This window comes from Novosphingobium umbonatum, assembly GCF_004005905.1.
In the GTDB taxonomy this organism is placed as follows: Bacteria; Pseudomonadota; Alphaproteobacteria; order Sphingomonadales; family Sphingomonadaceae; genus Novosphingobium; species Novosphingobium umbonatum.
On sequence record NZ_SACO01000014.1, the window covers coordinates 21,119 to 44,312 of the forward strand.

General features: G+C 60.4%; 24 protein-coding genes. 15 read left to right on the forward strand and 9 right to left on the reverse strand.

The window, feature by feature from the left end:
- Positions 1-86 precede the first annotated feature (86 nt).
- The 11 genes from EOE18_RS15355 to EOE18_RS15390 all read left to right on the forward strand — a co-directional run bounded on the left by EOE18_RS15355 (position 87) and on the right by EOE18_RS15390 (position 4,379).
- Positions 87-359, forward strand: coding sequence for a hypothetical protein (locus EOE18_RS15355; RefSeq protein ID WP_127711134.1), 273 nt, complete (start codon positions 87-89; stop codon positions 357-359).
- Positions 356-814 carry a hypothetical protein gene (locus EOE18_RS15360; protein ID WP_127711136.1) on the forward strand — a complete coding sequence of 153 codons (459 nt, stop codon included), beginning with the start codon at positions 356-358 and terminating at the stop codon, positions 812-814. The genes EOE18_RS15355 and EOE18_RS15360 overlap by 4 nt, the downstream gene beginning before the upstream one ends.
- 81 nt (positions 815-895) lie before the next feature.
- The gene (locus tag EOE18_RS15365) at positions 896-1,198 is read left to right on the forward strand and encodes a hypothetical protein (protein WP_127711138.1); all 303 of its coding nucleotides are present in this window, start codon (positions 896-898) and stop codon (positions 1,196-1,198) included.
- Positions 1,198-1,485 carry a hypothetical protein gene (locus EOE18_RS15370; protein WP_127711140.1) on the forward strand — a complete coding sequence of 96 codons (288 nt, stop codon included), beginning with the start codon at positions 1,198-1,200 and terminating at the stop codon, positions 1,483-1,485. Before EOE18_RS15365 ends, EOE18_RS15370 begins: the two co-directional genes overlap by 1 nt.
- Positions 1,485-1,619 carry a hypothetical protein gene (locus EOE18_RS18960; RefSeq protein ID WP_281278047.1) on the forward strand — a complete coding sequence of 45 codons (135 nt, stop codon included), beginning with the start codon at positions 1,485-1,487 and terminating at the stop codon, positions 1,617-1,619. Before EOE18_RS15370 ends, EOE18_RS18960 begins: the two co-directional genes overlap by 1 nt.
- Entirely contained in the window at positions 1,612-1,761 is a 150-nt protein-coding gene (locus tag EOE18_RS18520; RefSeq protein ID WP_164852780.1) for a hypothetical protein, read from the forward strand. The genes EOE18_RS18960 and EOE18_RS18520 overlap by 8 nt, the downstream gene beginning before the upstream one ends.
- A gap of 177 nt (positions 1,762-1,938) precedes the next feature.
- Positions 1,939-2,151 (forward strand): hypothetical protein, encoded by a 213-nt coding sequence (locus EOE18_RS15375; RefSeq protein WP_127711142.1) that lies wholly within the window; start codon positions 1,939-1,941, stop codon positions 2,149-2,151.
- On the forward strand, positions 2,144-2,386 hold the full coding sequence (locus EOE18_RS15380; protein WP_127711144.1) for a hypothetical protein: 243 nt from the start codon (positions 2,144-2,146) through the stop codon (positions 2,384-2,386). Before EOE18_RS15375 ends, EOE18_RS15380 begins: the two co-directional genes overlap by 8 nt.
- The gene (locus EOE18_RS18525) at positions 2,383-2,532 is read left to right on the forward strand and encodes a hypothetical protein (protein ID WP_164852781.1); all 150 of its coding nucleotides are present in this window, start codon (positions 2,383-2,385) and stop codon (positions 2,530-2,532) included. Before EOE18_RS15380 ends, EOE18_RS18525 begins: the two co-directional genes overlap by 4 nt.
- A gap of 322 nt (positions 2,533-2,854) precedes the next feature.
- On the forward strand, positions 2,855-3,265 hold the full coding sequence (locus EOE18_RS15385; protein ID WP_127711146.1) for a hypothetical protein: 411 nt from the start codon (positions 2,855-2,857) through the stop codon (positions 3,263-3,265).
- On the forward strand, positions 3,255-4,379 hold the full coding sequence (locus EOE18_RS15390; protein WP_164852782.1) for a tyrosine-type recombinase/integrase: 1,125 nt from the start codon (positions 3,255-3,257) through the stop codon (positions 4,377-4,379). The genes EOE18_RS15385 and EOE18_RS15390 overlap by 11 nt, the downstream gene beginning before the upstream one ends.
- Before the next feature lie 177 nt (positions 4,380-4,556).
- Here the strand turns inward: EOE18_RS15390 and EOE18_RS15395 are convergent, their stop codons facing one another.
- Positions 4,557-5,711 (reverse strand): aminotransferase, encoded by a 1,155-nt coding sequence (locus tag EOE18_RS15395; RefSeq protein WP_127711150.1) that lies wholly within the window; start codon positions 5,709-5,711, stop codon positions 4,557-4,559.
- 52 nt (positions 5,712-5,763) lie between these two features.
- Entirely contained in the window at positions 5,764-6,684 is a 921-nt protein-coding gene (gene epsC, locus EOE18_RS15400; RefSeq protein ID WP_246027472.1) for a serine O-acetyltransferase EpsC, read from the reverse strand.
- A gap of 481 nt (positions 6,685-7,165) precedes the next feature.
- On the opposite strand from epsC, the gene EOE18_RS15405 reads away from it, so the two are divergent.
- Positions 7,166-7,843 carry a spermine/spermidine synthase domain-containing protein gene (locus EOE18_RS15405; protein WP_127711154.1) on the forward strand — a complete coding sequence of 226 codons (678 nt, stop codon included), beginning with the start codon at positions 7,166-7,168 and terminating at the stop codon, positions 7,841-7,843.
- A gap of 47 nt (positions 7,844-7,890) precedes the next feature.
- Here EOE18_RS15405 and EOE18_RS15410 read toward each other — a convergent pair whose 3' ends face one another.
- The 6 genes from EOE18_RS15410 to EOE18_RS15435 form a co-directional block, all read right to left on the reverse strand.
- Positions 7,891-9,381 carry a SulP family inorganic anion transporter gene (locus EOE18_RS15410; protein WP_127711156.1) on the reverse strand — a complete coding sequence of 497 codons (1,491 nt, stop codon included), beginning with the start codon at positions 9,379-9,381 and terminating at the stop codon, positions 7,891-7,893.
- 23 nt (positions 9,382-9,404) lie between these two features.
- Entirely contained in the window at positions 9,405-10,097 is a 693-nt protein-coding gene (locus EOE18_RS15415) for a carbonic anhydrase (protein WP_127711158.1), read from the reverse strand.
- Between the two features lie 118 nt (positions 10,098-10,215).
- Entirely contained in the window at positions 10,216-11,565 is a 1,350-nt protein-coding gene (locus tag EOE18_RS15420; RefSeq protein ID WP_246027473.1) for an ATP-binding protein, read from the reverse strand.
- A gap of 2 nt (positions 11,566-11,567) precedes the next feature.
- Complete coding sequence (locus EOE18_RS15425) at positions 11,568-12,275, reverse strand: response regulator transcription factor (RefSeq protein ID WP_127711160.1); 708 nt, start codon at positions 12,273-12,275, stop codon at positions 11,568-11,570.
- A 414-nt stretch (positions 12,276-12,689) separates the two neighbouring features.
- Positions 12,690-14,648 carry a right-handed parallel beta-helix repeat-containing protein gene (locus tag EOE18_RS15430; protein WP_127711162.1) on the reverse strand — a complete coding sequence of 653 codons (1,959 nt, stop codon included), beginning with the start codon at positions 14,646-14,648 and terminating at the stop codon, positions 12,690-12,692.
- A 535-nt stretch (positions 14,649-15,183) separates the two neighbouring features.
- Complete coding sequence (locus EOE18_RS15435; RefSeq protein ID WP_246027474.1) at positions 15,184-16,359, reverse strand: nucleoside hydrolase; 1,176 nt, start codon at positions 16,357-16,359, stop codon at positions 15,184-15,186.
- A 208-nt stretch (positions 16,360-16,567) separates the two neighbouring features.
- Here EOE18_RS15435 and EOE18_RS15440 point away from each other — a divergent pair, with 208 nt between their 5' ends.
- Positions 16,568-17,857 (forward strand): HD-GYP domain-containing protein, encoded by a 1,290-nt coding sequence (locus tag EOE18_RS15440; RefSeq protein WP_127711164.1) that lies wholly within the window; start codon positions 16,568-16,570, stop codon positions 17,855-17,857.
- Here the strand turns inward: EOE18_RS15440 and EOE18_RS15445 are convergent.
- Positions 17,854-18,774: a LysR family transcriptional regulator gene (locus tag EOE18_RS15445; protein WP_127711166.1), complete on the reverse strand. Its 921-nt coding sequence runs from the start codon at positions 18,772-18,774 to the stop codon at positions 17,854-17,856. The genes EOE18_RS15440 and EOE18_RS15445 overlap by 4 nt on opposite strands.
- A gap of 233 nt (positions 18,775-19,007) precedes the next feature.
- On the opposite strand from EOE18_RS15445, the gene EOE18_RS15450 reads away from it, so the two are divergent.
- The gene (locus tag EOE18_RS15450; protein WP_127711168.1) at positions 19,008-20,534 is read left to right on the forward strand and encodes an amidohydrolase family protein; all 1,527 of its coding nucleotides are present in this window, start codon (positions 19,008-19,010) and stop codon (positions 20,532-20,534) included.
- A 123-nt stretch (positions 20,535-20,657) separates the two neighbouring features.
- A complete protein-coding gene (locus tag EOE18_RS15455; protein WP_127711170.1) occupies positions 20,658-23,099 on the forward strand; it encodes a TonB-dependent siderophore receptor in 2,442 nt (813 codons plus the stop codon).
- The last annotated feature ends 95 nt before the right edge of the window (positions 23,100-23,194 follow it).

Genomic DNA, 23,194 nt, shown 5'->3' on the forward strand with positions numbered 1-23,194 from the left:
GTAACGTTGCATCCTCCGCCTTAGGGCGGGGGTGACACAAGGGCCGGTTCGCCGGTCTTTCTGTCACTCACAAGGGAGCCGGTAAAATGGCAATCACAACCAAGAAGGCGCTTAAGGAAGCCGTGCGCGTCCTGCCTGACATCGTGGTCAAGAAGACCGAATGGCAGGAATATCGCGTCACCCTGCGCCAGACGGCAATCACCCGCCTTTTCGGGCTGGAGACCCAAGACGACATCCGCGAAAAAGCGGAAGCGCTGGCCTACTATGCCGCAGACCCTGCGGAGGCTTTCGACAACGCCCTAGGCCTGCAGGAATGGGCCACCGCGCTGGACATCCTGAACAAGGGGAAGAGCGCATGAGCCGCCTTGCATACCCCGATGGCTACAATGGGAGCCATGCGCCGCACTGTGGCGTCCTGTCGGTCGCGCTCTGCGCTGGGGTCTCCTTCGAAACCGCTTGGGAGACCGTCAAGGCTGCTGGCGGCTATGGCGAAGGCTGGGAAGGCCGGACCTATGCGAAAGACCGCCGGTCTGCCCTGCAGACCCTTAACGTGGCCTTTGTGGAGCTGCTGGCCGTCCCTGCTGCCCGCTATGCGTGGCTCAAGGATCGTCGGGAAGACCTCTTCCCCTGCTGCACTGTGGCCACCTTTGCCAAGAAGCATGCCCGCGCTGGGGTGACCTACATGCTCAACATCAAGGGCCATGTGGTGACCCTGAAAGACGGCCTTGTGGCTGACCAAGGCGGCATCGCGCCCGCTGCCTATCACCCAAGCGGCAAGAAGCGCCTGCAAATCGTCGTCGAGATCATCGCCTAACCGCTTCCGCCCTTCGGGGCGGGGGTGTCACCAGCGCCGCGCCTGTCGTGGCCCTGCTGTCACTCTGTGGAGACCCACAACATGCAAAAGACCTTCACCGTTTTCGCTGACCCGTCCCATGCGTGGGGCAAGGTGCCTGCCAATGTTCTCTATGCCCTCGGCCTGACCGCCAAGGACTTCTCGGGCTATTCGTACCTTGCGCATGGTCACATGTTCCTTGAGGAAGACGCTGACCTCACCAAGTTTGCCAAGCGCTACCAACAGGTGACCGGCAGTGCCCCTAAGTGGCGCGAGAAGCACTGCGAAGGCCAGAGCGCCATCCGCTTCAAGCCCCGCAACACCCCTAACAATGCGTGGCAGCTCGTGCCCGCCATCGCCCACTGATGGCCCGCGCTATTCCCTTGCGCAGCCTTAAGGCACCCGCCGAGACGCTGCCCACCCCGCGCTATATCGTCAGCACCATGACCTATGAGGACGGCCCCTATGAGATGCGCCTGACCTTTGAGGACGGGCACACCATGTCCACCTATGCCTCTGGTCCGCTGGCTTATCGCTGCCTGTCCATCGGGGTCGAGAACTGGATCGACAACGACTGCGATGCAGACGGTCCGCACGGCCCTGTCGCCAAGCTCCAGCTCTTCTGCGCTGGCGTCGAAGTGGAGCCTTTCTGATGGCCCGCCGCTACCCCTCGGCCCGTTTCATGGCCGGTTACAACAGCCGCCGCATCGCCACGCTCGAAAAGAGCCGCGAGGTCTGCGCCCAAGAGAACCCCAAGCCCACCAAGGAGGACCAAGAGCATGCATGATTATAGCCCCACCGCCGTGCAGCGCGAGATCGACAAGCACAACCGCCGCGCCCGCCGTGGTCGCATTGGGAAGCGCGAGGGTCGCCTTATTCATGCCCTGCTGGCTGGTCATGATAGCCGCGAGGTGACCGCTGATGTTTGACCTCGAACCCTACGTGTCCCTGCAGACCTTCTGTCACCTCTGCATCATCGCTGTGGTGGTCTTCGCGGCCACCTGCGGTTCCCCTGCCCAGTAACACTAGCCCATCCCCGCCGTGGCGCGGGGGTGATCTGAGGCCCGCCTAGCGTGGGCTTCTGGTCACCATGAATGGAGAACGCCATGTTCAGCACCTACCTGCGCCTGAACCTGCATGCGGACGACACCTACATTGAGGTGATCCGCCGCGCCCGCCGCAAGATTAAGAAAGAGGCGCGGAGTGATCCCGCCCAGCGCGATGCCCGACATCGCTTCTACAGTCGCATGATGACGTACCACCGGCAGTCGCGGGAGCTGTTCCGCGAGGTGGTCTATGGGGAGATCAACGATGCCTGACACTGCCAAAAAGATATTCAAGGTCCGCTACCTCGTCACCGAGGTGACGCCTTACGAAGCGCTGATCGAAGCACCTTCTGCCGAGGACGCGCAAGCCTTCGTGGAGAACAACTGCGCCTTCGAGGGAGGCACCCGTTACAACGGGATGCGCAGCCTCGGTCACTGGGCTGACAACCCGCAAGAGTCGCGGGACTTCCACTGGGACTTTATGGATGCCGAAGAGCGGACCTCGTGACCATCGTGTTTGAAATCTGGGCCATCGCGTTGGCGCTGGTCCTCCTATGGAACCTTGCAGGCTGGGCAGCGCGTGGCCTGCATGGTGTTGGAAACATTCTGCAACAAATCGGCAATGTCCTGAAACGGGACAGTGACACGCTGTGAACAAACTGAGAACATACCCTTTCCTACGTCGATAGGAACCTCTAGGAGAACGACCCCCAGCAGGCTCGACGGCCAACATGCTGGAAACATGGTCCTCTCCTGACGCGCTGGGATAGCCAAGGTCGCTGGCTCTCCGCATCCCAAGCGTGAATGAGGGGCGCAACAAGACGGAGTAAAACAAGAATGGTTGACACTACCACCGCCGCATCACAGGAAGGCTGCACTACCGCAGGTCAACTGAAGGATGAACGCAATGTCACGGAGACCGAAACAAGCCATATCTTGGCCCGCTTTGAGTTCCACCGCCTACGAGTTAGGGAACTTGAGCGCCGCGCTGGCTACGCTGGCCGAAACACTGCCTGAGCGCACCACCCTTCGACAGGTCTATGCCCTCGTTGCTCTGATGCACCAGCAGGCGATGGGCAAACAGCTCACGCTGACCCAGTTGACTGACGACCTAGGCGATGACCTCACGGGAGCGCCTCTGTTGGGTTCGTCACCCGAGCGTGTGATGGATAAGTTCAAGCCTGCCACACGTAAGGCTATAGCAGAAGTCGCTGCGCTCCCTAAAGAAGAGCGGGAGAAGGCCAAGCATAAGCTGCCTAAAGGATGGGTTGAAGCTGTAGAGAATGAAGATGACCGCCGTCATAAGTTCTTGGAGCTTACGGCTGAAGGCCGCGAAGTTGCTGTCGGTCTGGCGGCTATTATCAAAGGAAGCAGAGATGAGACTTAGACAGAAAGACTCGGGCATCTACATCCTCGACCATGAGGTTGAAGGCGTCCGCAAGCGGGTGTCACTGGGCACCCGTGACCTCGTGCTGGCCCGCAAGAAAGCGCAGCGCATCCTTATGGGGCTGGACCCTGAAGAGGACCGGCTGCAACCTGCTGCGGTCGAGCAGAAGACCAAGGGCGTGACTGTGGATCAGCTCTTCGATCATGTGTATCGGGAGCATTGGAAGGACGTTAAGTCTCAGGCCACGATCCTGAGCAACCTCCGCATCCTGAGCAGCTACATCGGGAAGCTGCAGGTCACCGAGGTGACTGACGAGGTCATCCGCGATGTCCGCAAGCGCCTTGAGGACAAGGGCAACCAGTCGGGGACAGTGAGCCGCAAGCTTGACTCCCTCTACAAGGCCCTCGACTTCGCTCTCGATTGGGACGGAGGGAACAACACGGGTGTGCCCATCCTGCAGCGCGTACCTCGCCGCCCCAAGATCAAGAAGGGCCGGAAGAGGGAGCGCGTCCTCTCCGCTGACGAGCAGGCGCTGATGTTCCAGAAGGTGGCCGAGCTGCAAGCAGCCAACCCCTCCTTGAAGTGGGGCCGGATCGCTCTCCTCCTCCGCTTCCTTCTGCACACCGGCTGCCGTCTTTCGGAAGCCCTGCAGGTCAGCCTTGATGACTCCGCAGGCGCGCTGGTCACCGAGCTGGGGCGCACATGGGTGCAGTTCCCACGCTACACCACCAAGAACGACAAGCCCCGCCGCCTGCCTCTCACCGAAGACCTCGCAGCGGCGCTTCAAGACCTCGTTGAGGTCCGCCGGAAGGAGATCGCCCTAGCGAAAGAGCATAACGTCGAACATGCGGTCACCCTGTTTGACCTCAGAACCAGCACCGCGCAGGACTACTGGGCCAAACTGAGGAAGGAACTGGGGCCGGACTGGAAGGACGTCTGCCACCACTCGCTGCGCCACACCTGCCTGACGCTGCTGGCCAAGCAGATACAAATCCACAAGGTCAGCATGTGGGCAGGGCATAGCGATGTGCGGATCACCATGCAGAACTACGTCCACCTCCAACCGGAGGACTTGTTGAGCTGTGTTGATGCGTTGGATGCAACATTGCGGTAGTTCCGCCATCTAATTACGAACGCATCGTTACGTTTAACCGTGCCGTGGGCACAGGAATATGTGGCAGGGGCGGCAGATTTCAGCCATTTAAATCCCTGCCTCTCCGCCACTTACCTTCCAAGTGGCAAGTTAAGTTGAAGCAGATGGCGAGGCTGAAAAGTCTCGCCATGCTTGTTTCTACGCCCTGCGCTGGTTCACCCGATAGCGCGCCAGACGCGCCACCGCCTCGTCCAGAACTTCATCCCCTTTGGCAAAACACAGGCGCAAATAGCCGGTTTCGGGCGTATCGGCATAAAAGGCGGATACGGGGACAGCGGCTACGCCGGCCTCGCGCACCAGATCCTGCGCCAGTTGGGCGTCATCGACCGGCAGGCCTGACGCGGCCAGATCTACGCTTACAAACCACGTGCCGCTGTTGGGCAGCACGACATAGCCTGCCTGCTGCAATCCGCGTACCAGCCTTGCCTTGGCCTGTGCATAGCGTTGACGATGCGTGACAAACCAATCCTCGGGCAAGTTTAACCCCTGCGCCACGCCATGTTGCAAAGGTGTGGCGGTGGTAAAGGTTAGGAACTGATGCTGCGCAGCAATCTTTTGCGCCAGTGCCGGCGCGGCAATGGCCCAGCCTACCTTCCACCCGGTCAGCGAGAAAATTTTACCCGCAGAGCCAACCTTTACCGTGCGGTCGCGCAGGGAGGGGATGTGCAGGGCGGAGAGATGCTCGCTGCCATCCACCAAGGTCGCTTCCCATACTTCGTCGCATAGTAAGGTGATGTCATGCTGCTGGCACAGCGCGCCAATCGCCTCCAGCGTGGAGCGGTCGAGGCAGGTGCCGGTGGGGTTGTTCGGCGTGTTGAGCACCAGCAGGCGGGTGCGAGGGCTGATCGCATCGGCAATGTCTTGTGGGTCCAACCGCCATTCGGGGGGGCGGCAATGCACCAGTTTCACCAGGCCCCCTGCACGCCGAACCAAGGGCAGATAGGCGTCATACAGGGGCTGGACGAGGATCACCTCATCCCGAGGTTGCACCAGCGCCAGAATGGCGGCGGCCAGCGCCTCTGTCGCGCCGGAGGTGACGAGCACCTCCTCCTCGCTCAGAGGCAGCCCCTGATGGCGTGCGTACCAGCCCACCAGCGCTTGCCGCAATGCGGGCAGGCCGCGCATCGGGGGGTATTGGTTAGAGCGCTGTAACAAGGCCTCTGCCGCCGCTGCCAGCAATTCGGGCGGCTCTGGCATGTCGGGGAAACCTTGCCCCAGATTGATGGCGCCCGTTTCCTGCGCCAGACGCGACATGGTTTCGAAAATGGTGGTAGTGGGTGCTGGGGCTGTCATGGGCAAAGGGCTATCGCCTATCCCGCCGGTTTCAAGCGGAAAATCGCGCCGGTCACCCCATCGGCCAATCGGCCAGCGCATCGCTCTCGATGGACACACTGGGCTTGCCCTGCCGCACTTGGCTTCCCGCAGGCACCGATTGCGTCAGCCAGACATTGCCACCAATCACGCTGCCCGCGCCAATGGTGACGCGGCCCAGAATGGTGGCGCCTGCGTAAACCGTCACGCGGTCCTCCAGCACGGGATGGCGCGGCGTGTTGACCAGATGGCCCTGCGGATCGACTGTAAAGCTGCGCGCGCCCAAGGTCACCGCCTGATAAAGGCGGACATGGCGGCCGATGATCGCGGTCTGGCCGATCACCACGCCGGTGCCATGGTCGATAAAGAAACTCTCGCCAATCTGCGCGCCGGGGTGGATGTCGATACCCGTATGCGAATGGGCGATCTCGGTGATGATGCGGGCCACCAGCGGGGCGCCTTGGTTGTACAGCACATGGGCGATGCGATGCGGGATCAGCGCGGCGAGCGAAGGGTAACACAAAAGCACCTCGTCCACACTGCGCGCGGCAGGGTCTCCGGCAAAGGCGGCCTCCAGATCGGTGTCCAGCAGGCGGCGAATGTCGGGCAGGCTTTGTGCCAGAGCGCCCACGATGCGGCGCGCCTCGGCGCAGATTTCGGCCTCATGCGCGGCGCGGCCAGCGTGCAATTCCATGCGGATCTGCTCGGCCAGATCGTCCAAAGCGCGCGACAGGGATTGCAGCACAAAGGCATCCTCCGTCTCCTGCGTCAGATGTCGGGGCCCAAGGCGCATCGGGAACAGGGCGGCGGCCAGATTGTCGATAATCGCGCCCAGTTTTAACCGTGATGGAAAGCCATGCGCGCCATAGGCCGAATCATGATCCTGCGCCACGCGCCACTGGCGGCGGTACTGGCGCAGCGATTGCGTCACCGCGCCCAGATCATAGGCACCCATGTCAGAGACCGAGCCGCTGCCAGAATTCGTCGGCGGAGATGTTGGATTTTGTTTGCTCATTGCGAAGACCGGTTTGGCGCCACGAGGGATGCGGCAGGGGAGCGCTCAACGAGCGCAGGACAAGTGGCGGGCGGGGGAGGTCGGTATGAACATGGGACTGGGGCACGGGTCAATATCCTTGTGTAAAAGGGTTCAGACACGAGCCCCCTTCAGGCTTGATCGCCGAAACAGGGTTCGTATCGCTTTAGCGGTTGGTGACGCGGAGCAAGCTGACACAGGATCAAAGGCCGCGGTCTCATGGGGGATCCATGGGACGAGAAATTCTCTACCGATAAAGTGGAGTTATGTCGCGCAATGGCTGATTGACCGGTTTGAAGAAAATCTTGGCGGCCATGCCTTGTTGGCAAACGTCCAGAAAAGCCGTGTGTCGCGCGCCGCTTTGGTCCATGGCGCCTCCAACTTTGATGGACAGGACGATTCTATGCAGACCCGCGAATTGCTTGGAAAGGCGCAAGTGCCCGGCGGCGAGGAATTGACGCTCTACAAACGCGGTGGCGATTTCATGATCGTGATGGGCCACAATGAATTAATGAGCACGCGGATGAGCGGCTCGGAAGAGGCCTTGGCCAATCTGACCCATGAGCGTCTGGGGAACCGCCCCGCCGAACATTGGCTGATCGGTGGCTATGGCATGGGCTTTACCCTGCGCACCGCTCTGGCGGCGCTGGACGCCAAGGCGAAGATCACCGTGGCCGAACTGGTGCCCGAAATCATCCAATGGGCGCGCGGGCCGATGGCGGAAGTGGCGGCGGGTTGTCTGGATGATCCGCGCGTTAACCTGCAACATGGCGATGCCGCTGATGCGATTGCGGCGGGCCATCTCACTTATGACGCGATCCTGCTGGACGTGGACAATGGGCCGGACGGTTTGGTGCGCCCTGAGAATGACCGCATCTATTCGGAGAAGGGTCTGCGCGCCGCCAAACACGCCCTGCGCCCTGGCGGCGTCTTGGCGATCTGGTCGGCGGGGCCGGACCCCAGCTTTACCCGCCGCCTGACGCGAGTGGGCTTTGCGGTGGAGGAAGTGGGCGTCCGTGCCCGCAGCAATGGCAAGGGGCCGCGCCATGTGATCTGGTTCGCCACCAAACCGGCGACTTAAATTCCATGAAAAAACCCCCGAAGGAGATGGTCCTTCGGGGGTTTTTGTTAAGCAGGCAAAGGACGGGTCAGATTTTCCGGCCCGCTGATCAGCGTAGGACTACCGGCCCTGCGGCGCTGCTTGATCCACTCGCTCAACATTTCTGCTGTCGTGTGGTCCATGCCATGCACCTCGTGCAGATCCAGATGGACCTTCAGATCATAGGGCACACGCTCCAGCTTCGCGGTCAGGCTGGTCAGCGTCACAAAAGTCGCCGCGCCTTTCAGCGTCACGTGATGCGTGTCCTCATGCTGGCGTTCTTCCACCTTCAGCGCCACGCGCTTGCCATGGGGGATCACCTCGATCAGTGACAGGGCAAGGCCGACCAGCACGCCGGTCAACAGGTCGGTGGAAACGACAAGGATAAAGGTCGCCGCCCAGATCACGGCGGGTATGGGGCCGTGGGTGTGGAACAGATGGGTGACATGCTTGACGCTGACCAGACGCCAGCCTGTGACGACCAGCACGCCGCCCAGTGCCGCCATCGGCACTTCGCGCAAGAGCCAAGGCAGTAGGGCGACAAAGCCCAAAATCCAAACGCCATGCAGGATAGTGGACAGGCGCGTCTTGGCCCCTGCCTGCACATTGGCCGAGGAGCGCACGATCACGCCGGTCATCGGCAAGGCACCGGCCAGACCGCAGAGCATATTGCCCACGCCCTGCGCCCAGAGTTCCTTGTTGTAATTGGTGCGCACGCCATCATGCATGCGATCCACCGCAGCAGCCGACAGCAGCGTTTCGGCGCTGGCGATAAAGGCCACGGCGATAGCGGCGGTGATGATGGCAGGATTGCCCAAAGGACCAAAGAATCCCGCATCGGGAACGCCAAAGGCGGCAACCAGGGATTCAGGCACGGTGATGCGCGCCACTTGCAGGCCCGCGAAAGAGGCCACGACCGTCGCCGCAGTGACGCCCAGCAAGGCGCCGGGCACCAAAGCCAGCTTGGCCGGACGCAGTTTTTCCCAAGCCAGCATCACGCCAATGGTGATGAGGCCCAGCATCAGCGCCAGTTCATCCGCTTTCCAGTCGGTGGCCGACAGGCCCAGCACGCGGGCAGGCATGGCCGAAAGATTGGCAAGACCGTTGGACAAAGGCTTGGCATCGAACAAGATGTGGAACTGGCCCAGCACGATCAGCGCGCCAATGCCGGCCAGCATGCCATGCACCACGGCAGGGCTGATCGAGCGGAACAGCGCGCCCAGACGCAGCATGCCCGCCACCAACTGGATGGCGCCGGCCAGCACTAGCATTGGCCCCAAGGCCGACATGCCATAATCGCGCACAAATTCGAACACGATCACCGCAAGGCCAGCAGCAGGGCCGGAGACTTGCAGCGGGGAACCGGCAAAAATACCGACGACCATGCCGCCGATCAGGCCGGTGATCAGCCCTTTTTCAGGCGGCACACCCGACGCGATGGCGATGCCCATGCAAAGCGGCATCGCCACCAGAAACACCACGATGGAGGCTGTCAAATCATTGATGAGATGCGAAAACATCCCTGTCTTTTGTGTATTCTGTGTCATTCTGCTGCCTCTGCTTGGGGCTCATCCGCGATCCGCTGAAACGCAGGCAAGGCGACGGGCAGGGGGGCATCTTCGCGCAGCGGCACGAAATGGCCGGTGTCGCCATCCAGCGCCAAGACTTGGCCAGCGTGAATGTCGACAAACCAGCCATGCAGCGCCATCTGGCCCTTGGCAATGGCGGCGGCCACCGATGGGTGGGTGCGCAGATGGGCAATCTGGGCGATGATATTTTCCAGCGTCACGGCGCGCACGCGCTCGCCTTCTTTCAGATGGCCTTTGCAGGTGGAAACAATATGTTCCGCTGCCGCGCCATGCTCCAGCCAAGCCTTCACATTGGGCATGCGTTCCAGACCAACAGGGTGAGACAGGGCCTTCATCGCGCCGCAATCGGAATGGCCACAGACGATGATGTCATGCACGCCCAGCACGGCCACAGCATATTCCACCGTCGCGGAAACGCCGCCCAATTGTGCGCCATAGCTGGGCACCATATTGCCCGCATTGCGGCAGACGAAAAGTTCACCCGGCTTTGCCTGCAGGATATGTTCCGGCACGATGCGCGAGTCGGCGCAAGAAATCATCAGCGCCTTGGGCGACTGGCCCTCGCTGGACAATTTGGCGAAAAGTTCGCCGCTGGCGGGAAAAACAGTCTTTTCAAAGCTGAAAACGCGGCCAAGCAATTCGTTCATGGGTCTCACCTCTGCGAGATAGGTCTCGCCACATGGGTGGCGGCTATGGTGAGAGAATATGTCCGGCAGCTTTCCTGATCCGCGCTGCTTTGTAATAAAATGTTGCTACGGGAACCGTTCAGCCCGTTTTGGCGGGCAGGGCGATGATCGGTAGCCGGATTGTCGCGCAAAGCCCGCCCTCGGGCCGGTTGGACAGGTCCAGAATACCCCCTTCGGCCCGGATCGCGCGGTCTACAATGGCTAGCCCCAATCCCATGCCCGCGGTGTCCCGTTTGCGCGCGGCATCCAAACGGATGAAGGGCTGCAGCACCTTTCCAAGGCTTTCCTCGGGGATGCCCGGGCCGCTGTCTTCAACGCGAATGACCACCTCACGCGGGCTGCTGGTGATGATGACCTGCACATCGCCCGCATAATGCAGGGCATTTTCCACCAGATTGGACAAGGCGCGGCGCAGGGACAGCGAACGCGCCACAATCGGCATGGTGTTCGGCCCGCGATATTCGGCGGCGAATCCGCGATCCTCGGCGCTTTCGACCAAGGTTTGGGCCATGATGGCAACGTCCACCCTTTCCTTGGCTGCATCAGCCGCATCGGCGTCGACAAAGCTTTGGAGCGAGGTGAACAGGTCGCGCATTTCGGAAATATCGGCGTCCAGCGCGATGCGGTCCTCCTCCTCCATCTCTAGCGCGTCCAGTCGCAATTGCATGCGGGCCAAGGGGGTGCGCAGATCATGCCCGATGGCCAGCACCGTCTGGGTGTTGGCGTCCAGCAAATCGTCGATGCGGCGCTGCATGGCGTTGAAGGCGCGGATCAGCGCCTGCACTTCAACAGGGCCTGTTTCTTCCAACGGGCGGGCATGGGGTGTGCCCACATGGCGGCTTGCCCGCACCAGTTTGCGCAAAGGGCGCAAGGAGGCGAACACCAGCAACCACGCCAGCGGGGCCAGCGCAGCCGTGGGCAGCAACATGCGCAAAACATGGCCAGCTTTGAGCGGCCAGGTGTCCTGCGTATGGCTGCTGAAGGTCACCACCGACCCATCGGCCAGCACCAAAGTGCCAACCAACCCATGCGACAGGCGGATCGGGGCCAGATGCAATTGCAACCCGTTGCGGGCCAGCGACGGCTGATACTGCACCAACTGCCTTTGCAGTCCGGCCAGATCGAGCGATGCGACCGGCCTTTCATCATGCGGAGCCCAGCGCAAAGACAGGGCAGGGCTGGTCATTTCCTGCGCCAGCCTTGCGCGATCCTGTGGCGCCTCGGCCTCCAGCAGCTTGATCGCTGTCGTCAGGCTTTCGGCAAGGCGTGCGGCCTGTTCCTCCTGCAGCGCGAAATCATTGGCGCGCTGGAACAGCAGGGCGTTGGCGCCAAAGTCCAGCAACATGACCACCGCCAAAATAGCCAGCACACGAGCGGGCAGACCCCAGCGGCGCATCCATGGCAGGGGGGGCAGCTTGATGGCTGGCAAGGTCAAAGTTTGCTGACCTCGGCGGTGAACATATAACCGATGCCGCGCACGGTGGCGATGGGCGACTGGCCACTGTCGCCCGACAGCTTGCGGCGCAAACGGCTGACCAGCACGTCGATGCTGCGATCCGAACTGTCGGACAGGCGGGTGCGCGACAGTTCGATCAGGCGCTGGCGCCCGATTACACGTTGTGCATGGTCGATAAAGGTGGAGAGCAGATCGAATTCCGCGCCGGTCAGGTCCACCAACGTGCCTTCGGGGCTGCGCAATTCATGGCGGGTTAGCGAGAGGGTCCAGCCATCAAAGGTGACATCGCGGCGGGTGGAGGGCTTTTCGCTCTCCCCGCCGCCACGGCGCAGCACCGCGCCGATACGCGCCACCAGTTCGCGCGCGCTGAAAGGTTTGGGCAGATAATCGTCCGCCCCCAATTCCAGCCCCAGCACGCGGTCTTCCTCGCTGCCACGGGCGGAGACGAAGATGATCGGCGTATCGCCTTCACGGCGCAGGCGGCGGAACAACTCTATGCCCGACGTGCCGGGCAGCATGATGTCCAGCACGATCAGATCAGCCGGTGCATTTTCCAGCAGCACCCACATTTCCGCGCCGGTACTGGCGGTGCGCACTTCATAGCCATTGGCACGCAGCGCCCGCGCCGTCAGCAGGCGGAGCGCGGGATCATCTTCAACCAGCAGGATCGATTTTGCAGACATTGTTAAACCAGTTTGCTGCCGGCCGGATCGGCGGACTTGAGCGAAGAAAATGTGCCCCGCGCCAGACATAGAACGTCCGGCACGGGGCATCAAGTTTGCCCGACGGCCACGGGATCGGGGGAGCCATCAGGCGCACCAGACATCACGCGCTGCGTATGGAGGGGGTAAGGGCGCGCGATGCATGGCGAGCTGCGGATATGGCCCGCAGCCTGTGTCGAATAGCAGGCACGTCACCCATCGGGCATGAATTGGATCGGGGGTCGGGAATGGATCATGGCGATAGGCTCTGCGTTGCTATGCCATTCTATGTAACCGCCTGTGTTTTCGCTTTACCTTCCGCTCTGTAAAGAAGTGTTGCTGGTGCACAAAGAGCCTGATCCGATGGGGGCAGACCAGACTCCTTGTGCCTGGGGATCAGAGATAGAAATCGCTTTTGGTCATGGTGTAACTGCCCAGCAGTTCGATGGTGAGGTCGGCAACCCCGTCGCCATTGACGTCGGCATAGATGTAGGTGTTGCCGCCTGATTGCACGTAACGCAGTTCGCCCGCCGTGTTGGTGAAGGCCGAGGTGCCAATGAAGGTAAAGGCATCATCGGCCGTTGTCTTGGTGTTGGCGTCGATGACGCTCAGCGAAATGGCGTCTGTGCCATGGGTGAAATCGGTGATGATGTCGGTTGAACCCAGATCGGTGGTGCGGAACAGGAACTGGTCCTTGCCATCGCCGCCGGTCAGGATGTCCGCACCCGCGCCGCCCTCCAGACGGTCATCGCCCGCGCCTCCATACAGGGTGTCATTGCCTTCGGCGCCATAGAGAATGTCATTGCCGGCATCGCCATAGATGATGTCATTGCCTGCATTGCCATAAAGGATGTCGGCGCCATTGCCTCCGTAAATTGTGTCATTGCCGCTGCCGCCAACGATGGCGTCGGCGCCGTCCATGCCGTAAATAGTTTCGTCGCCGGAAGAGCCGTTGATACGGTTGTCCTGATCATTGCCGTATACGGTCAGATTGCCGGTGCCCAGCGTGAGGGTTTCGACATTTTCCGCCAACGTATAATTGGCATAGGCGACCACACTGTCGGTTCCGCCATCGCTGGCTTCGATGACTGTCGTGGTGGAGGAATAGATATAGTAGGTGTCGTTGCCGTCGCCGCCCATCAAATAATTATGGCCAGCGGCTGTATCATACAATTTGTCAGAACCGGCCGCGCCGTAGACATAGGTGTAGCCGGTTGATGTTGCGCTCAGGCTGTCGTTGGCATCGGTGCCGACAGCCGAGGAATAGCCGGTCGTGGCGGTAACCGAACTGGTCGTGCCGAAAGAGGCGTAAAGCGCTGCCTCGGTCAAGCTGTTCAGCTGTGTGGATACCAGATCATGGGTTGCAGCCCAATCCAGAATGTAGCTGCCCCAGGAACCGGTGTTGATTGCCAATTTCACATTGTCGCCCGACGCCACGGCGGAAAGCGTGCTGGAATCCGTGAGATAGGTGGTCGCAATATTATCGCTGAAGGTAAGCGCGCTGGACGCCGTCAGCATGTAAATCCAGGATTTCTGGTCAGCATATCCAACCACGATATTGTCGGATACCGTTCCGCTTGCCACGCCTCCGGCGGTGATGCCCTGATACAGTGTGCCCAGCATCACATTGTCGGCAATGGTCACATTTTGATAGGACAGACCACCGACCTCGTCGCGCATGAAAATGCCCTGGACGGCTGCCCCGTCGCCCCGGACGAACAGATTGTCGGTAATGGTGATGTTGGATGCGGCGGTGGTGGTGTTTGTGGTCCAGAACTGGATACAGTCGCCATGATCACCCGATGCGGGGTAAAAATCGGTGAAGTAATTGGAGGAAATTACAATATTGGAATTTCCGCCACCACGAATGCCGTCCATACGAATATCGTGAAAACTATTATTGGAAACCGTGATGCCGTCGCAATCCAGCAGGTTAAGTCCAGAATAGAGGTTGTAGAATTCACAGTTGGTTACGCTGACGCCGGAGCTGTTGCGAATAAGAAGTATTTGAGATTCTTCGCCTGAACCCACATTGTCCGGCCCGTGCAATGTAACATTGTCGATGGCGATATCGGAGCAGTTGGTGATCGTGAAGTTCCAATAGGTCCCCGCATCTTCTTCGTAAAAGTCGAGATTGGAGAAGGTGATGCCACTGCTGTTCTTGACGGACAGGTCGGTCAAAACGGCAGGGTTGCTGGCATCTGCCGAAGTTATGGTGACATTACCATCAATGTTTATGTTGCTGATCACTAATCCTGAATAATCGCCAGATGCCAGAGCAATGATGTCGCCATCAACTGCGGAGCTTAGGGCCTTTTCGAGTTGGGCAGTGGTGCTGACATTGAAGGTGGTCATAAGATTTTCCTTTGGTCAGAGCCTACGGAAATCATGGGAGTTGGTAAGACTTTCGCGGTCCCGCAAACCATATTTCTGGCTGCTTGGTGTGAGGTCTTGCTCAATTCTCTAGTAGGGATGCTGACTTCTAATGAGCGGATTTACAAAGGAAAAATCAGTCCTTCGCTTTGATTTCTCGCAATTTTTTGGCGACAGCCATTTTTCACCCCGTTTCACGAATATCGTCAAAAACACCATGGGTGACCCAAAATGCCGGGATATTTCAGTCTAGAAGGCTGTCAGCGTTGTCAGACGCGCGCTCAGGCGCATCTTTGTTGAAACACGGGCATGAAATTTCGTCACTTTTGCGCATTGCCGATCCCAGCGAGTTTCTTGAATCCATTCGGCTATGCCACTGACATTTTTATACTTTATGTCAACACTTTGTATGAGGCTGGGGGATTTGCCCAATTTTGTATCAGCACCAATTTGCCGCGCATGTGACCGAGTCAGGGGGTGATTCGCCCCTTGGCTATGACCTGCACTGCGAGCGCTTCTATCGCCCGATCAATTGCACAAACATCTCGGCCAGCTTCCGGTTGTCGACTGCATAGACGACCTCCACCTCGCGCTCGCCCAGACCGGGGCCGCGGTCCAGGGGCCAGGTCAACAACGCGCCATAATTGGCGCCTTGCATCAGGTCGACATCCATGGCCAGACGCCCTTTGCGCGTCACAATCGCAGGATCCAACCACACGGCCGCCTGCAATTCATCCCACAGGGGGTAATTGGCCTGCGCAATCTGTTTTACATAGCGCGCGGCGGGTGATCCGCTGGCCGTGGCACGGTCCAGCAAGTCCTGCGTGCCGATCGCGCCCTTGGTCGCGTCATTGGTCACCAGCGTCAGCTTGGGCCAAGGCGCGGTAAACATGATATGTGCGGCCTCTGGGTCAAAGAAATGGTTGAATGACATGCGCGGGGCAAAGGCCACCTGCATGTCGAACTCATCCTGTTGCCCGCCCAGATCCTGCCCCAGCAGATTGCCGCCCTCGGTCACCACCTCTTTCACCTTGGGCGCGAAATCCTCGTCCATCCGCGCCGCCAGCGCGAGGTTAGTCAGCGGTCCCATGGCCAGGATAGTCACTTCCCCCGGATAGCGGCGTACCTGTTCCACCATGAATTGCGCGGCGCTGATCGGCAGGGGGCGGGTGGTCGGCATGCCTTCCGGCATGGCGGGCACCACATCGGCGGCGTGAGGCGCGCGGCGGGCGATGGTGTTATAGGATGGCCATGCATCCATCCACGCGCCCTTGTAGGGCATCGGCCCATACAAAGCCTCGCGCCGGTTGGTCAGCGCCTTGGTGTTGACCAAGGGATAGGTCGCCCCCGCAATCACGGGAACATCCTTGCGCCCTACCAGTTCCAGCATACGCAGGGTCGCGGCGGTCTCCTCCGCTTGCCAGCCATCGCCGGTGACGGTGGTGATGCCCAGAACTTCCACCGAGGGATCGGCTAGCAGCATCAGGATGGGCTGCAGGCCGGGTCCTTCAAAAGCGTCCTGATCAATGATGACCTTTCGCTTCTGGACCGTTGAACGTTTTTCGATGGATGGCTTTTCCGTTGCCTTCACGCCCATTGCCTTTGCGGGCGAGGCGAAAACGGGTGTGCAGGGCAGGGTAAGCGCGGTGCCCAAAGCCAGTTGCAGGCAAATCCGGCCCATTTTCCGCAGCATATTTCAACCCCTTCCTGATCTCTACCGGCCTACGCCTTGGCTTTATCCGGTGGTCAAGGCCATACGGCAAAGCGCGAAGCGGCGCTGTAACCAGAAAAATACGGACTTCCCCTGATGTCCTATCATGCGGAATCTATGCCTTTTCTGGGGCAAAACGATAAAAGTCGCCCCCCAATAATCAAGCAATCGAGACCTGAAATCACCCGACATGCTCAAGCGGATTGACCCCACACAGGCGCGGATCGGCATGTTCATCCACAAGCTGGAGGGCAGCTGGTTCAGCCATCCCTTTTGGAAATCGCGTTTTCTGCTGACCGATGCGGTCCGGCTGGAGCAATTGCACAATAGCGATCTGACCGGCATTGTTATTGATACGGAAAAGGGGCGGGATGTGGACGGCACCTTGCCCGCCACGCCTGCGCCCACGATCAAAAGCCGTTGGCGTCGCGCACCCGAACCCGATGTGGTGCAGCCCACAGGCCTGCCCGGCGGTGGCGGAGCGGTGGCGGCGTTGAAAGCGCGGCTCGGCCTGTTGACGCCCAGCACGATCCAGCAGGAATTCCACCGCGCAGAGCAAGTGGCCGAACATGGTGCCCGTGTCGTGTCCCGCGTGTTCCTTGATATGCGGTTGCGAAAGACAGTGCAGCCTGAACTGGTACAACCGGTGATCGAGGACATCTTCGCCTCGGTCCAACGTAACCCGCATGCTTTCGATGGCTTGATGCGATGCAAGCGCGACATTGAATATCTTTATCGCCACGCCTTGGCGACCAGCGCTTTGATGGTGGCTTTGGGCTGTACCTTGAAGCTGCATCCGGTGCAGGTGCATCAGGCGGGGACCGTCGGGCTGCTGCTGGACACCGGCCTTGGCATGCTGCCGGTCAATCTGGCCGATTATGGTGGCGACCCGCATCTGATTCCCGCCAATATTCAGCGGGAACATGTGCAATATAGCTATGACTTCATTCTGGGCAGCAATTTTGACCCCGAGGTGGCGCGGGCGGCCTATGAGCATCACGAGCGGATGGATGGTACCGGCTATCCCCAAGGCCTCAAAGGCGAGGACGTGAGCCTGCTTGGCCGGATGGCGGCGGTTTGCGACAGTTTCGATGATCTGGTGAACGATCTGGACGGCTCGACCGGCCTTGATCCGGCCAGTGCGCTGGAAAAGATGAAGGCGGACCATGGCGCCTATGATCCGGATATCCTGATCGCTTTGGAGCAGGCCTTGGGTATCTATCCCATCGGCTCCGTGGTGGCTTTGCGCACGGGGCGCTTGGCGATGGTGGTGGACCAGAATGTGCATGAACCGGCATCGCCACGGGTGCGTACCTTCTATTCGCTGCACCTGCGTCGCCAGATTGCACCCGAAGTGATCGACCTAGCCCATTGTTTTGGCGCTGACGCGATCGACCGTAGCGTCAATGTCGATACGCTGGACGTGCCCGATCTGGGCAAGATGCGGCTGCGGATGCTGGCGACTTCCTGCGCGAGTTAATCCGCCGCTGCTTGATAGCCCAGCGCGGCAAAGCCCTGCTGGATCTCGCTCAGAACCAGATCGGCGGCATAGGATGGCGCGCGCGAACTGGCGGTACACAGGGCAAGGATCAAGGGTTTCAGAATGGGGTCGGTGATGCGGGTAAAGGCCAGTTGGCCCGATGCCACTTCGGTCGCCACATCCAGCGAGGTCAGCACGCCCACCCCAAGTCCCGCCTGCACCATCGAGGTGATCATCTGGATATTGTCCGAAGTGCTGACCTTGTTGAGCGGCATCTGCGTTGCGGCCTCCAGCACGGCCACCTGATGATGCACGGCCAATGGCGGTGCGGGAAGGATCATCGGTAGATCGGCGGCGGCTGAAAAACGCGCGCTGCCACGTCGGGCCAAAGGGTGGTCGGGCAGCGAGACAAAGCCCAGATGCACTTCGGCATAGGCGCGCACGGTCAGGTCGCGGATCGATTGCGGCTCGAAGCATATGCCGAAATCCACCTCGCCCTCGGCCACCACCAGTCGGATCGCTTCGCTGTCCAGCACGCGCAGGCCCACGCTGATGCCGGGATAACGCTGATGGATCGCGGTGATGATCGCGGGGATAGTTCCCTTGGTCAGCGCGTGGATGATGGCAATTTCCACATGGCCGCGCTTCAGGCCGCGCAGATCGTCCACCTGAGTGCGTACCTCTTGCAAGGACTTCTGCCATTTGCCCCCCGCCGCCATCAAAATCTCGCCCGCCGCCGTCAGGCGTAGGCCGGTGGGCAGGCGCTCGAACAGGGGCATGCCCAATTCGGCCTCGGCATTCAGGATCTGCCGGTCGATGGCCGAAGCCGAGACATTGAGTTCATCGGCAGCCTTGCGGATCGAGCCACAGCGACCAACCACCAGAAAATAGCGCAGAAAGCGGGAGAAGGCGGGCATTTGGGGTGCTCTCATTTTGCGACCGGAAGTGGCAATCTGGCAAAGTGCTCTGTTTTTTGCAACGGGCTGTGAGATTCATTGCGTTTGATTGCAATGATTACGTGTTTAAGGCAGGGGCGTCATCCAAATTGGAGCAGGGCTGGTGGCCGCTGCAGGGATAACGGGCGCAACAGGGGGCATTTGTGGGGTTTGATCGGGCAGGCAAGGCTGGTTTGCGGCTGGGTGTCGCGTGCATGGCTGGGCTGGCTGTTGCGGCCCATGCGGCGCCCGCTGGCAAGCCCGCCGCTTCGGGCGAACAGGCTGTCGCGGCTATCATGGCCAAGCTGGCCGATGATCCACTGGCTTTGCATCAATTCCTGCGGCCCATGCCCAAGGGCGGCGATCTGCATAACCATCTGTCCGGCGCGATCTGGGCCGAGGATTATATCGCATGGGGCGCGCAGGCGGGCTATTGCGCCAGCGCCGATGGTCTGACGGTCGTGCCGCCGCCATGTCCCGCCGAACGCGCGCTCAGCCTTCCGCAGCCGCAAGGCTCGGATGCGCCCTCGCGCCTGATTGACAGCTTTTCCACCCGTGGCTGGCAATTGGGTGTGGGGCGCAACGAGCGTTCCGGCCATGACCAGTTCTTTCAAACCTTTGGGCAGTTTGCGCCCATCGCCCATATTGCCACGGGGAAAATGTTGGCCTCGGTGCGGCGCAATGCGGCTTTGGAACAAGTGTCCTATCTGGAGCTGGACCATAACACCAACGCTCTGTCGGCCCATGTGATGCAGGCGCCTGCCAAAGGCATGACCGAGGCCGAAATCCCCGCGCTTTATGCCGAGGAACTGGCCGCGCTGGGTCCGGTGATGGATAAGGCGCAGGTGGAATTGACCGGCGACGAGGCTGAGGCGGAACGTTTGCTCGCCTGTCAGAGCGCTGCGCCGCAGTCTGCCTGCAAGGTGAAGGTGCATTATCTGTGGCAGGCGATGCGGGCGCTGCCCGCGCGGCAAGTGTTCCGCTCGCTGGTGGCGGCCTTCGCCATGGCCGATCGTGATCCGCGCTATGTCGGCATCAACATCGTGATGCCCGAGGATGCCGAACTGGCGCTTGCCGATTACGATTTGCACATGGCGATGATCCGCTTCCTCTCCGCCAAATACCCCAAGGTGCGCCGCACTTTGCATGCGGGCGAACTGGCGCCCGGATTGGTCGCGCCCCAGCACATGCAGGACCATATTGCCAAGGCCTTGGCTGCCGGTGCCGAACGCATCGGGCACGGGGTGGACATTGGTTATGAGGCCAATTCGCGTCAGACTTTGGCGCAGATGGCCCGCCATCACGTGGCGGTGGAGATCAACCTGTCCAGCAATGATGTCATTCTGGGCGTGAAGGGCAAGGATCACCCGCTGGGCCTCTATCGCCGCGCGGGCGTGCCTTTCGTGTTGAGCACCGATGATGCGGGCGTGTTGCGCACCGATATGACGCGCGAATATGTGCGCGCCGTGCGCGAACAGGGCCTGACCTATGGCGAGCTGAAACAGGCCGCTCGCGCCAGTCTGGAATATAGCTTCCTGCGTGGCCCCGGCCTGTGGGCCGGTGGCAGGATCGGCACGGCGGTGGCAGGCTGCAAGGTCTCCTTTGCTGTGGAAAGCTGCAAAAAGCTGCTTGATGCAAGCGAGAAAGCCAAGGCACAGGCCGATCTCGAAACGCGGCTTGCCGCTTTCGAACGTGGCGCAATTGCCATGGCCGCGCCCAAATCGACAGGGATTGCGCCATAAAGCGTACACCGCAGGATAAGCCGACAAGGCAAAAGCGGAGGGGATTTCAGTCACTATTCACACTGGAGCGGTGGGGCGGCAACAGGGGCCGCGCCAACGCTCCCTCTCTCATGGGGGCATTTGATGCAAAGACGTTTTACCACCTCTCACGCTCGCCGCGCGGTTACGCTGGCCGTAACGCTGCTTTCCTGCACCGCCTTGACCGGCCATGCCATTGCGGCAGAGGCTGATGCTGGCGAAGAGAAGAAGGAAATCGTCGTTCAGGGCTCGCTTGGCGCGTTGCCGCTCAAGGATGTGGGCACGATCTTTGGTTTCAACAAGAATCTGGTGGAAACGCCCCGTTCGGCGTCCACCATTTCGAAGGAACAGATGGAGCGTTTCGGCGCCACCGAAATCTATGACCTGATGGCGCAGTCGCCCGGCGTGTTCACCAACTCCTTCTTTGGCGTTGGCGGTGCGCTCGACATTCGCGGCACCCCCGGTGAAGTCTATTTCCGTGGCGTGCGCCGTCTGGACAACCCCGGCAACTATCCCACCCCGCTGGGCGCTTCGGATCGCGTGGACATCGTGCGTGGTCCTTCCTCGCCGATCTATGGCCCGTCCAAGACCGGCGGCTACATGAACTTTGTTCCCAAGTCGGCGCGCGCGGGCAAGGGCAAGTTCCTCGACAAGGCCGAGGGTGAGGTGAATTATACCGGCGGTAGCTGGAGCAAGAATGTGCTCTCGGCCACCATCCGTGGTCCGGGCAAGATCGGCAGCAAGGAATTCGGCTACAGCCTGTATGGCGAAGTGGAGGACAGCGGTTCCTACTATCGCAACATGAGCACCAAGCAGACCATTCTGCAGGCCAGCTTTGACGTTGATCTGACCTCGAACCTGCGCCTTGAATTCGGCGGCATGTACCACAATTACAAGGGCCAGCAGAATGGCGGCTGGAACCGTCTGACGCAGGCTCTGGTCAACAATGGCACCTATCTGACCGGTGAACCGACCCTGTCGATGGACAGCAATGGTGACGGCAAGATCTCGGCCCGCGAAATCGAGGATCTGTCGCCCGGCGGCCTGTCGCCCTTTGGTGGCTTTACCTGTGGCGGTGGCGTGTTTGCTTCCAGCATCACCAATGGCTGCTTCAGCAACAAATATATGGTGGTGAACAACACTGGCACCACCACGCTTTCGCGCAAGAATGTGCTGACCGGCCCGAATGACAAGCTGTGGAACAAGGCCACCACGCTCTATGCCGACCTGATCTGGGACGCGTCGGACACGCTGGAGATCAAGAACCAGCTGTTCTATGACGGCTATGACAATCTGAACGAGAACGCCTACGGTTTTGCCCAGTTCCACAATTCCTATGTCATCGAAGACAAGATTGTGGCGACCAAGAAGGTGGAAAATGATCTGGGCAAGTTCCAGTTCCAGCTCAGCCCGTCGATCCGCTACACCGACTTCCTGCATGGCGATGATTACACGTATGAATATTTCCATCGTGTCGATCTGACCAAGGGCTACACCGCACTGTCGACCCGCGCGCTGGCGACGCAGTGCAATTGCGATTACACCAACTATCTGCGCGGCTATTACACCGATGCGGCCTTTGCTGCCCTGACCGACTTTGATTTCAAGTTCGGCCTCGATGTCACGCTGGGCGCGCGTTATGACAGCATCCACGTGCAGACTGGCAGCGATAATGCCCACTTGCAGAACCCGATCACCGTGGCCGCGAACAAGAGCGGCAAGGACACCAACGGCCTGTGGAGCTGGTCGGCCAGCGCCAATTACAAGCTGCCCTACGGCCTCGTCCCCTATGGTACCATCTCGCGTCAGTCGACGGTGATTGCCGGACAGGGCGCCGAGGTTTATGCCTCGAACGTGAATAACAACCAGTGGACGACGGCGTCCAAGATGTGGGAACTGGGTATCAAGGGGTCGTGGCTGGGCGGTCGCCTCTATGCCGCCGTGGACACTTATAACCAGAAGCGCACCGATTTCGCGATCCAGTCCTCGACCGTCAACCAGTCGGTGGAAACGCGCGGCGTCGAAGCCGAAGTGCGTTGGTCGGTGGACAAGCACCTGCTGCTCTCGGCCAACTATACCAAGACCAAGGTGTATAACCTGTCGTTCTTCAATGCGGGCAGCACTTTCAGCTTCCTGGGCATTGCGGATCTGACGGGCGTGACCAACCCCTACCTCTATCTGGGCGGTCAGCCGGGCGGTTTGGTGTTGACCAATACGATGGAAAAGTCGCGCCGCGCCGGTATCCCCACCAACACGGCCTCGGCCACGGCCACCTATGCATTCGACAATGGCCTTGCCTTTGCCGCCAGCGCTACGGCGGTGGACTCGGTCTATTCGGGCCAGTCGCAGGCGGTGAAGCTGCCCGCCTATACGCTGGTGGACCTGTCCGCCTCGTATAAGACCGGCCCATGGCTGTTCCGCGTGGTGGTGAAGAATGCCACCAACGCCACGTACTTCCGTGCGAACTTCACCGAACTGTTCGGCAGCACTATCGTGCTTCCCGAAAAGCCCCGCAGCGTGCAGGGCTCGTTGGTCTACAAGTTCTGATAATGCAGGCGGGGCGTGTCACCTTGGCGCGCTCCGCCTCTTTTCCTTCCATTCCTGCCATGCCTCATCCGGTGGCCTGCCTGCCGGAGTGGGCT

Coding starts and splice junctions, on each gene's coding strand:
- EOE18_RS15415 (WP_127711158.1), bottom strand. CDS start 10,097: ATGAACGAATTGCTTGGCCGCGTTTTCAGCTTTGAAAAGACTGTTTTT.
- EOE18_RS15360 (WP_127711136.1), top strand. CDS start 356: ATGAGCCGCCTTGCATACCCCGATGGCTACAATGGGAGCCATGCGCCG.
- EOE18_RS15405 (WP_127711154.1), top strand. CDS start 7,166: ATGCAGACCCGCGAATTGCTTGGAAAGGCGCAAGTGCCCGGCGGCGAG.
- EOE18_RS15380 (WP_127711144.1), top strand. CDS start 2,144: ATGCCTGACACTGCCAAAAAGATATTCAAGGTCCGCTACCTCGTCACC.
- EOE18_RS15435 (WP_246027474.1), bottom strand. CDS start 16,359: ATGCTGCGGAAAATGGGCCGGATTTGCCTGCAACTGGCTTTGGGCACC.
- EOE18_RS18520 (WP_164852780.1), top strand. CDS start 1,612: ATGCATGATTATAGCCCCACCGCCGTGCAGCGCGAGATCGACAAGCAC.
- EOE18_RS15425 (WP_127711160.1), bottom strand. CDS start 12,275: ATGTCTGCAAAATCGATCCTGCTGGTTGAAGATGATCCCGCGCTCCGC.
- EOE18_RS15450 (WP_127711168.1), top strand. CDS start 19,008: ATGGCTGGGCTGGCTGTTGCGGCCCATGCGGCGCCCGCTGGCAAGCCC.
- EOE18_RS15430 (WP_127711162.1), bottom strand. CDS start 14,648: ATGACCACCTTCAATGTCAGCACCACTGCCCAACTCGAAAAGGCCCTA.
- EOE18_RS15355 (WP_127711134.1), top strand. CDS start 87: ATGGCAATCACAACCAAGAAGGCGCTTAAGGAAGCCGTGCGCGTCCTG.
- epsC (WP_246027472.1), bottom strand. CDS start 6,684: ATGGGTGCCTATGATCTGGGCGCGGTGACGCAATCGCTGCGCCAGTAC.
- EOE18_RS15365 (WP_127711138.1), top strand. CDS start 896: ATGCAAAAGACCTTCACCGTTTTCGCTGACCCGTCCCATGCGTGGGGC.
- EOE18_RS18960 (WP_281278047.1), top strand. CDS start 1,485: ATGGCCCGCCGCTACCCCTCGGCCCGTTTCATGGCCGGTTACAACAGC.
- EOE18_RS15455 (WP_127711170.1), top strand. CDS start 20,658: ATGCAAAGACGTTTTACCACCTCTCACGCTCGCCGCGCGGTTACGCTG.
- EOE18_RS15390 (WP_164852782.1), top strand. CDS start 3,255: ATGAGACTTAGACAGAAAGACTCGGGCATCTACATCCTCGACCATGAG.
- EOE18_RS15410 (WP_127711156.1), bottom strand. CDS start 9,381: ATGTTTTCGCATCTCATCAATGATTTGACAGCCTCCATCGTGGTGTTT.
- EOE18_RS15375 (WP_127711142.1), top strand. CDS start 1,939: ATGTTCAGCACCTACCTGCGCCTGAACCTGCATGCGGACGACACCTAC.
- EOE18_RS15395 (WP_127711150.1), bottom strand. CDS start 5,711: ATGACAGCCCCAGCACCCACTACCACCATTTTCGAAACCATGTCGCGT.
- EOE18_RS15370 (WP_127711140.1), top strand. CDS start 1,198: ATGGCCCGCGCTATTCCCTTGCGCAGCCTTAAGGCACCCGCCGAGACG.
- EOE18_RS15445 (WP_127711166.1), bottom strand. CDS start 18,774: ATGCCCGCCTTCTCCCGCTTTCTGCGCTATTTTCTGGTGGTTGGTCGC.
- EOE18_RS15440 (WP_127711164.1), top strand. CDS start 16,568: ATGCTCAAGCGGATTGACCCCACACAGGCGCGGATCGGCATGTTCATC.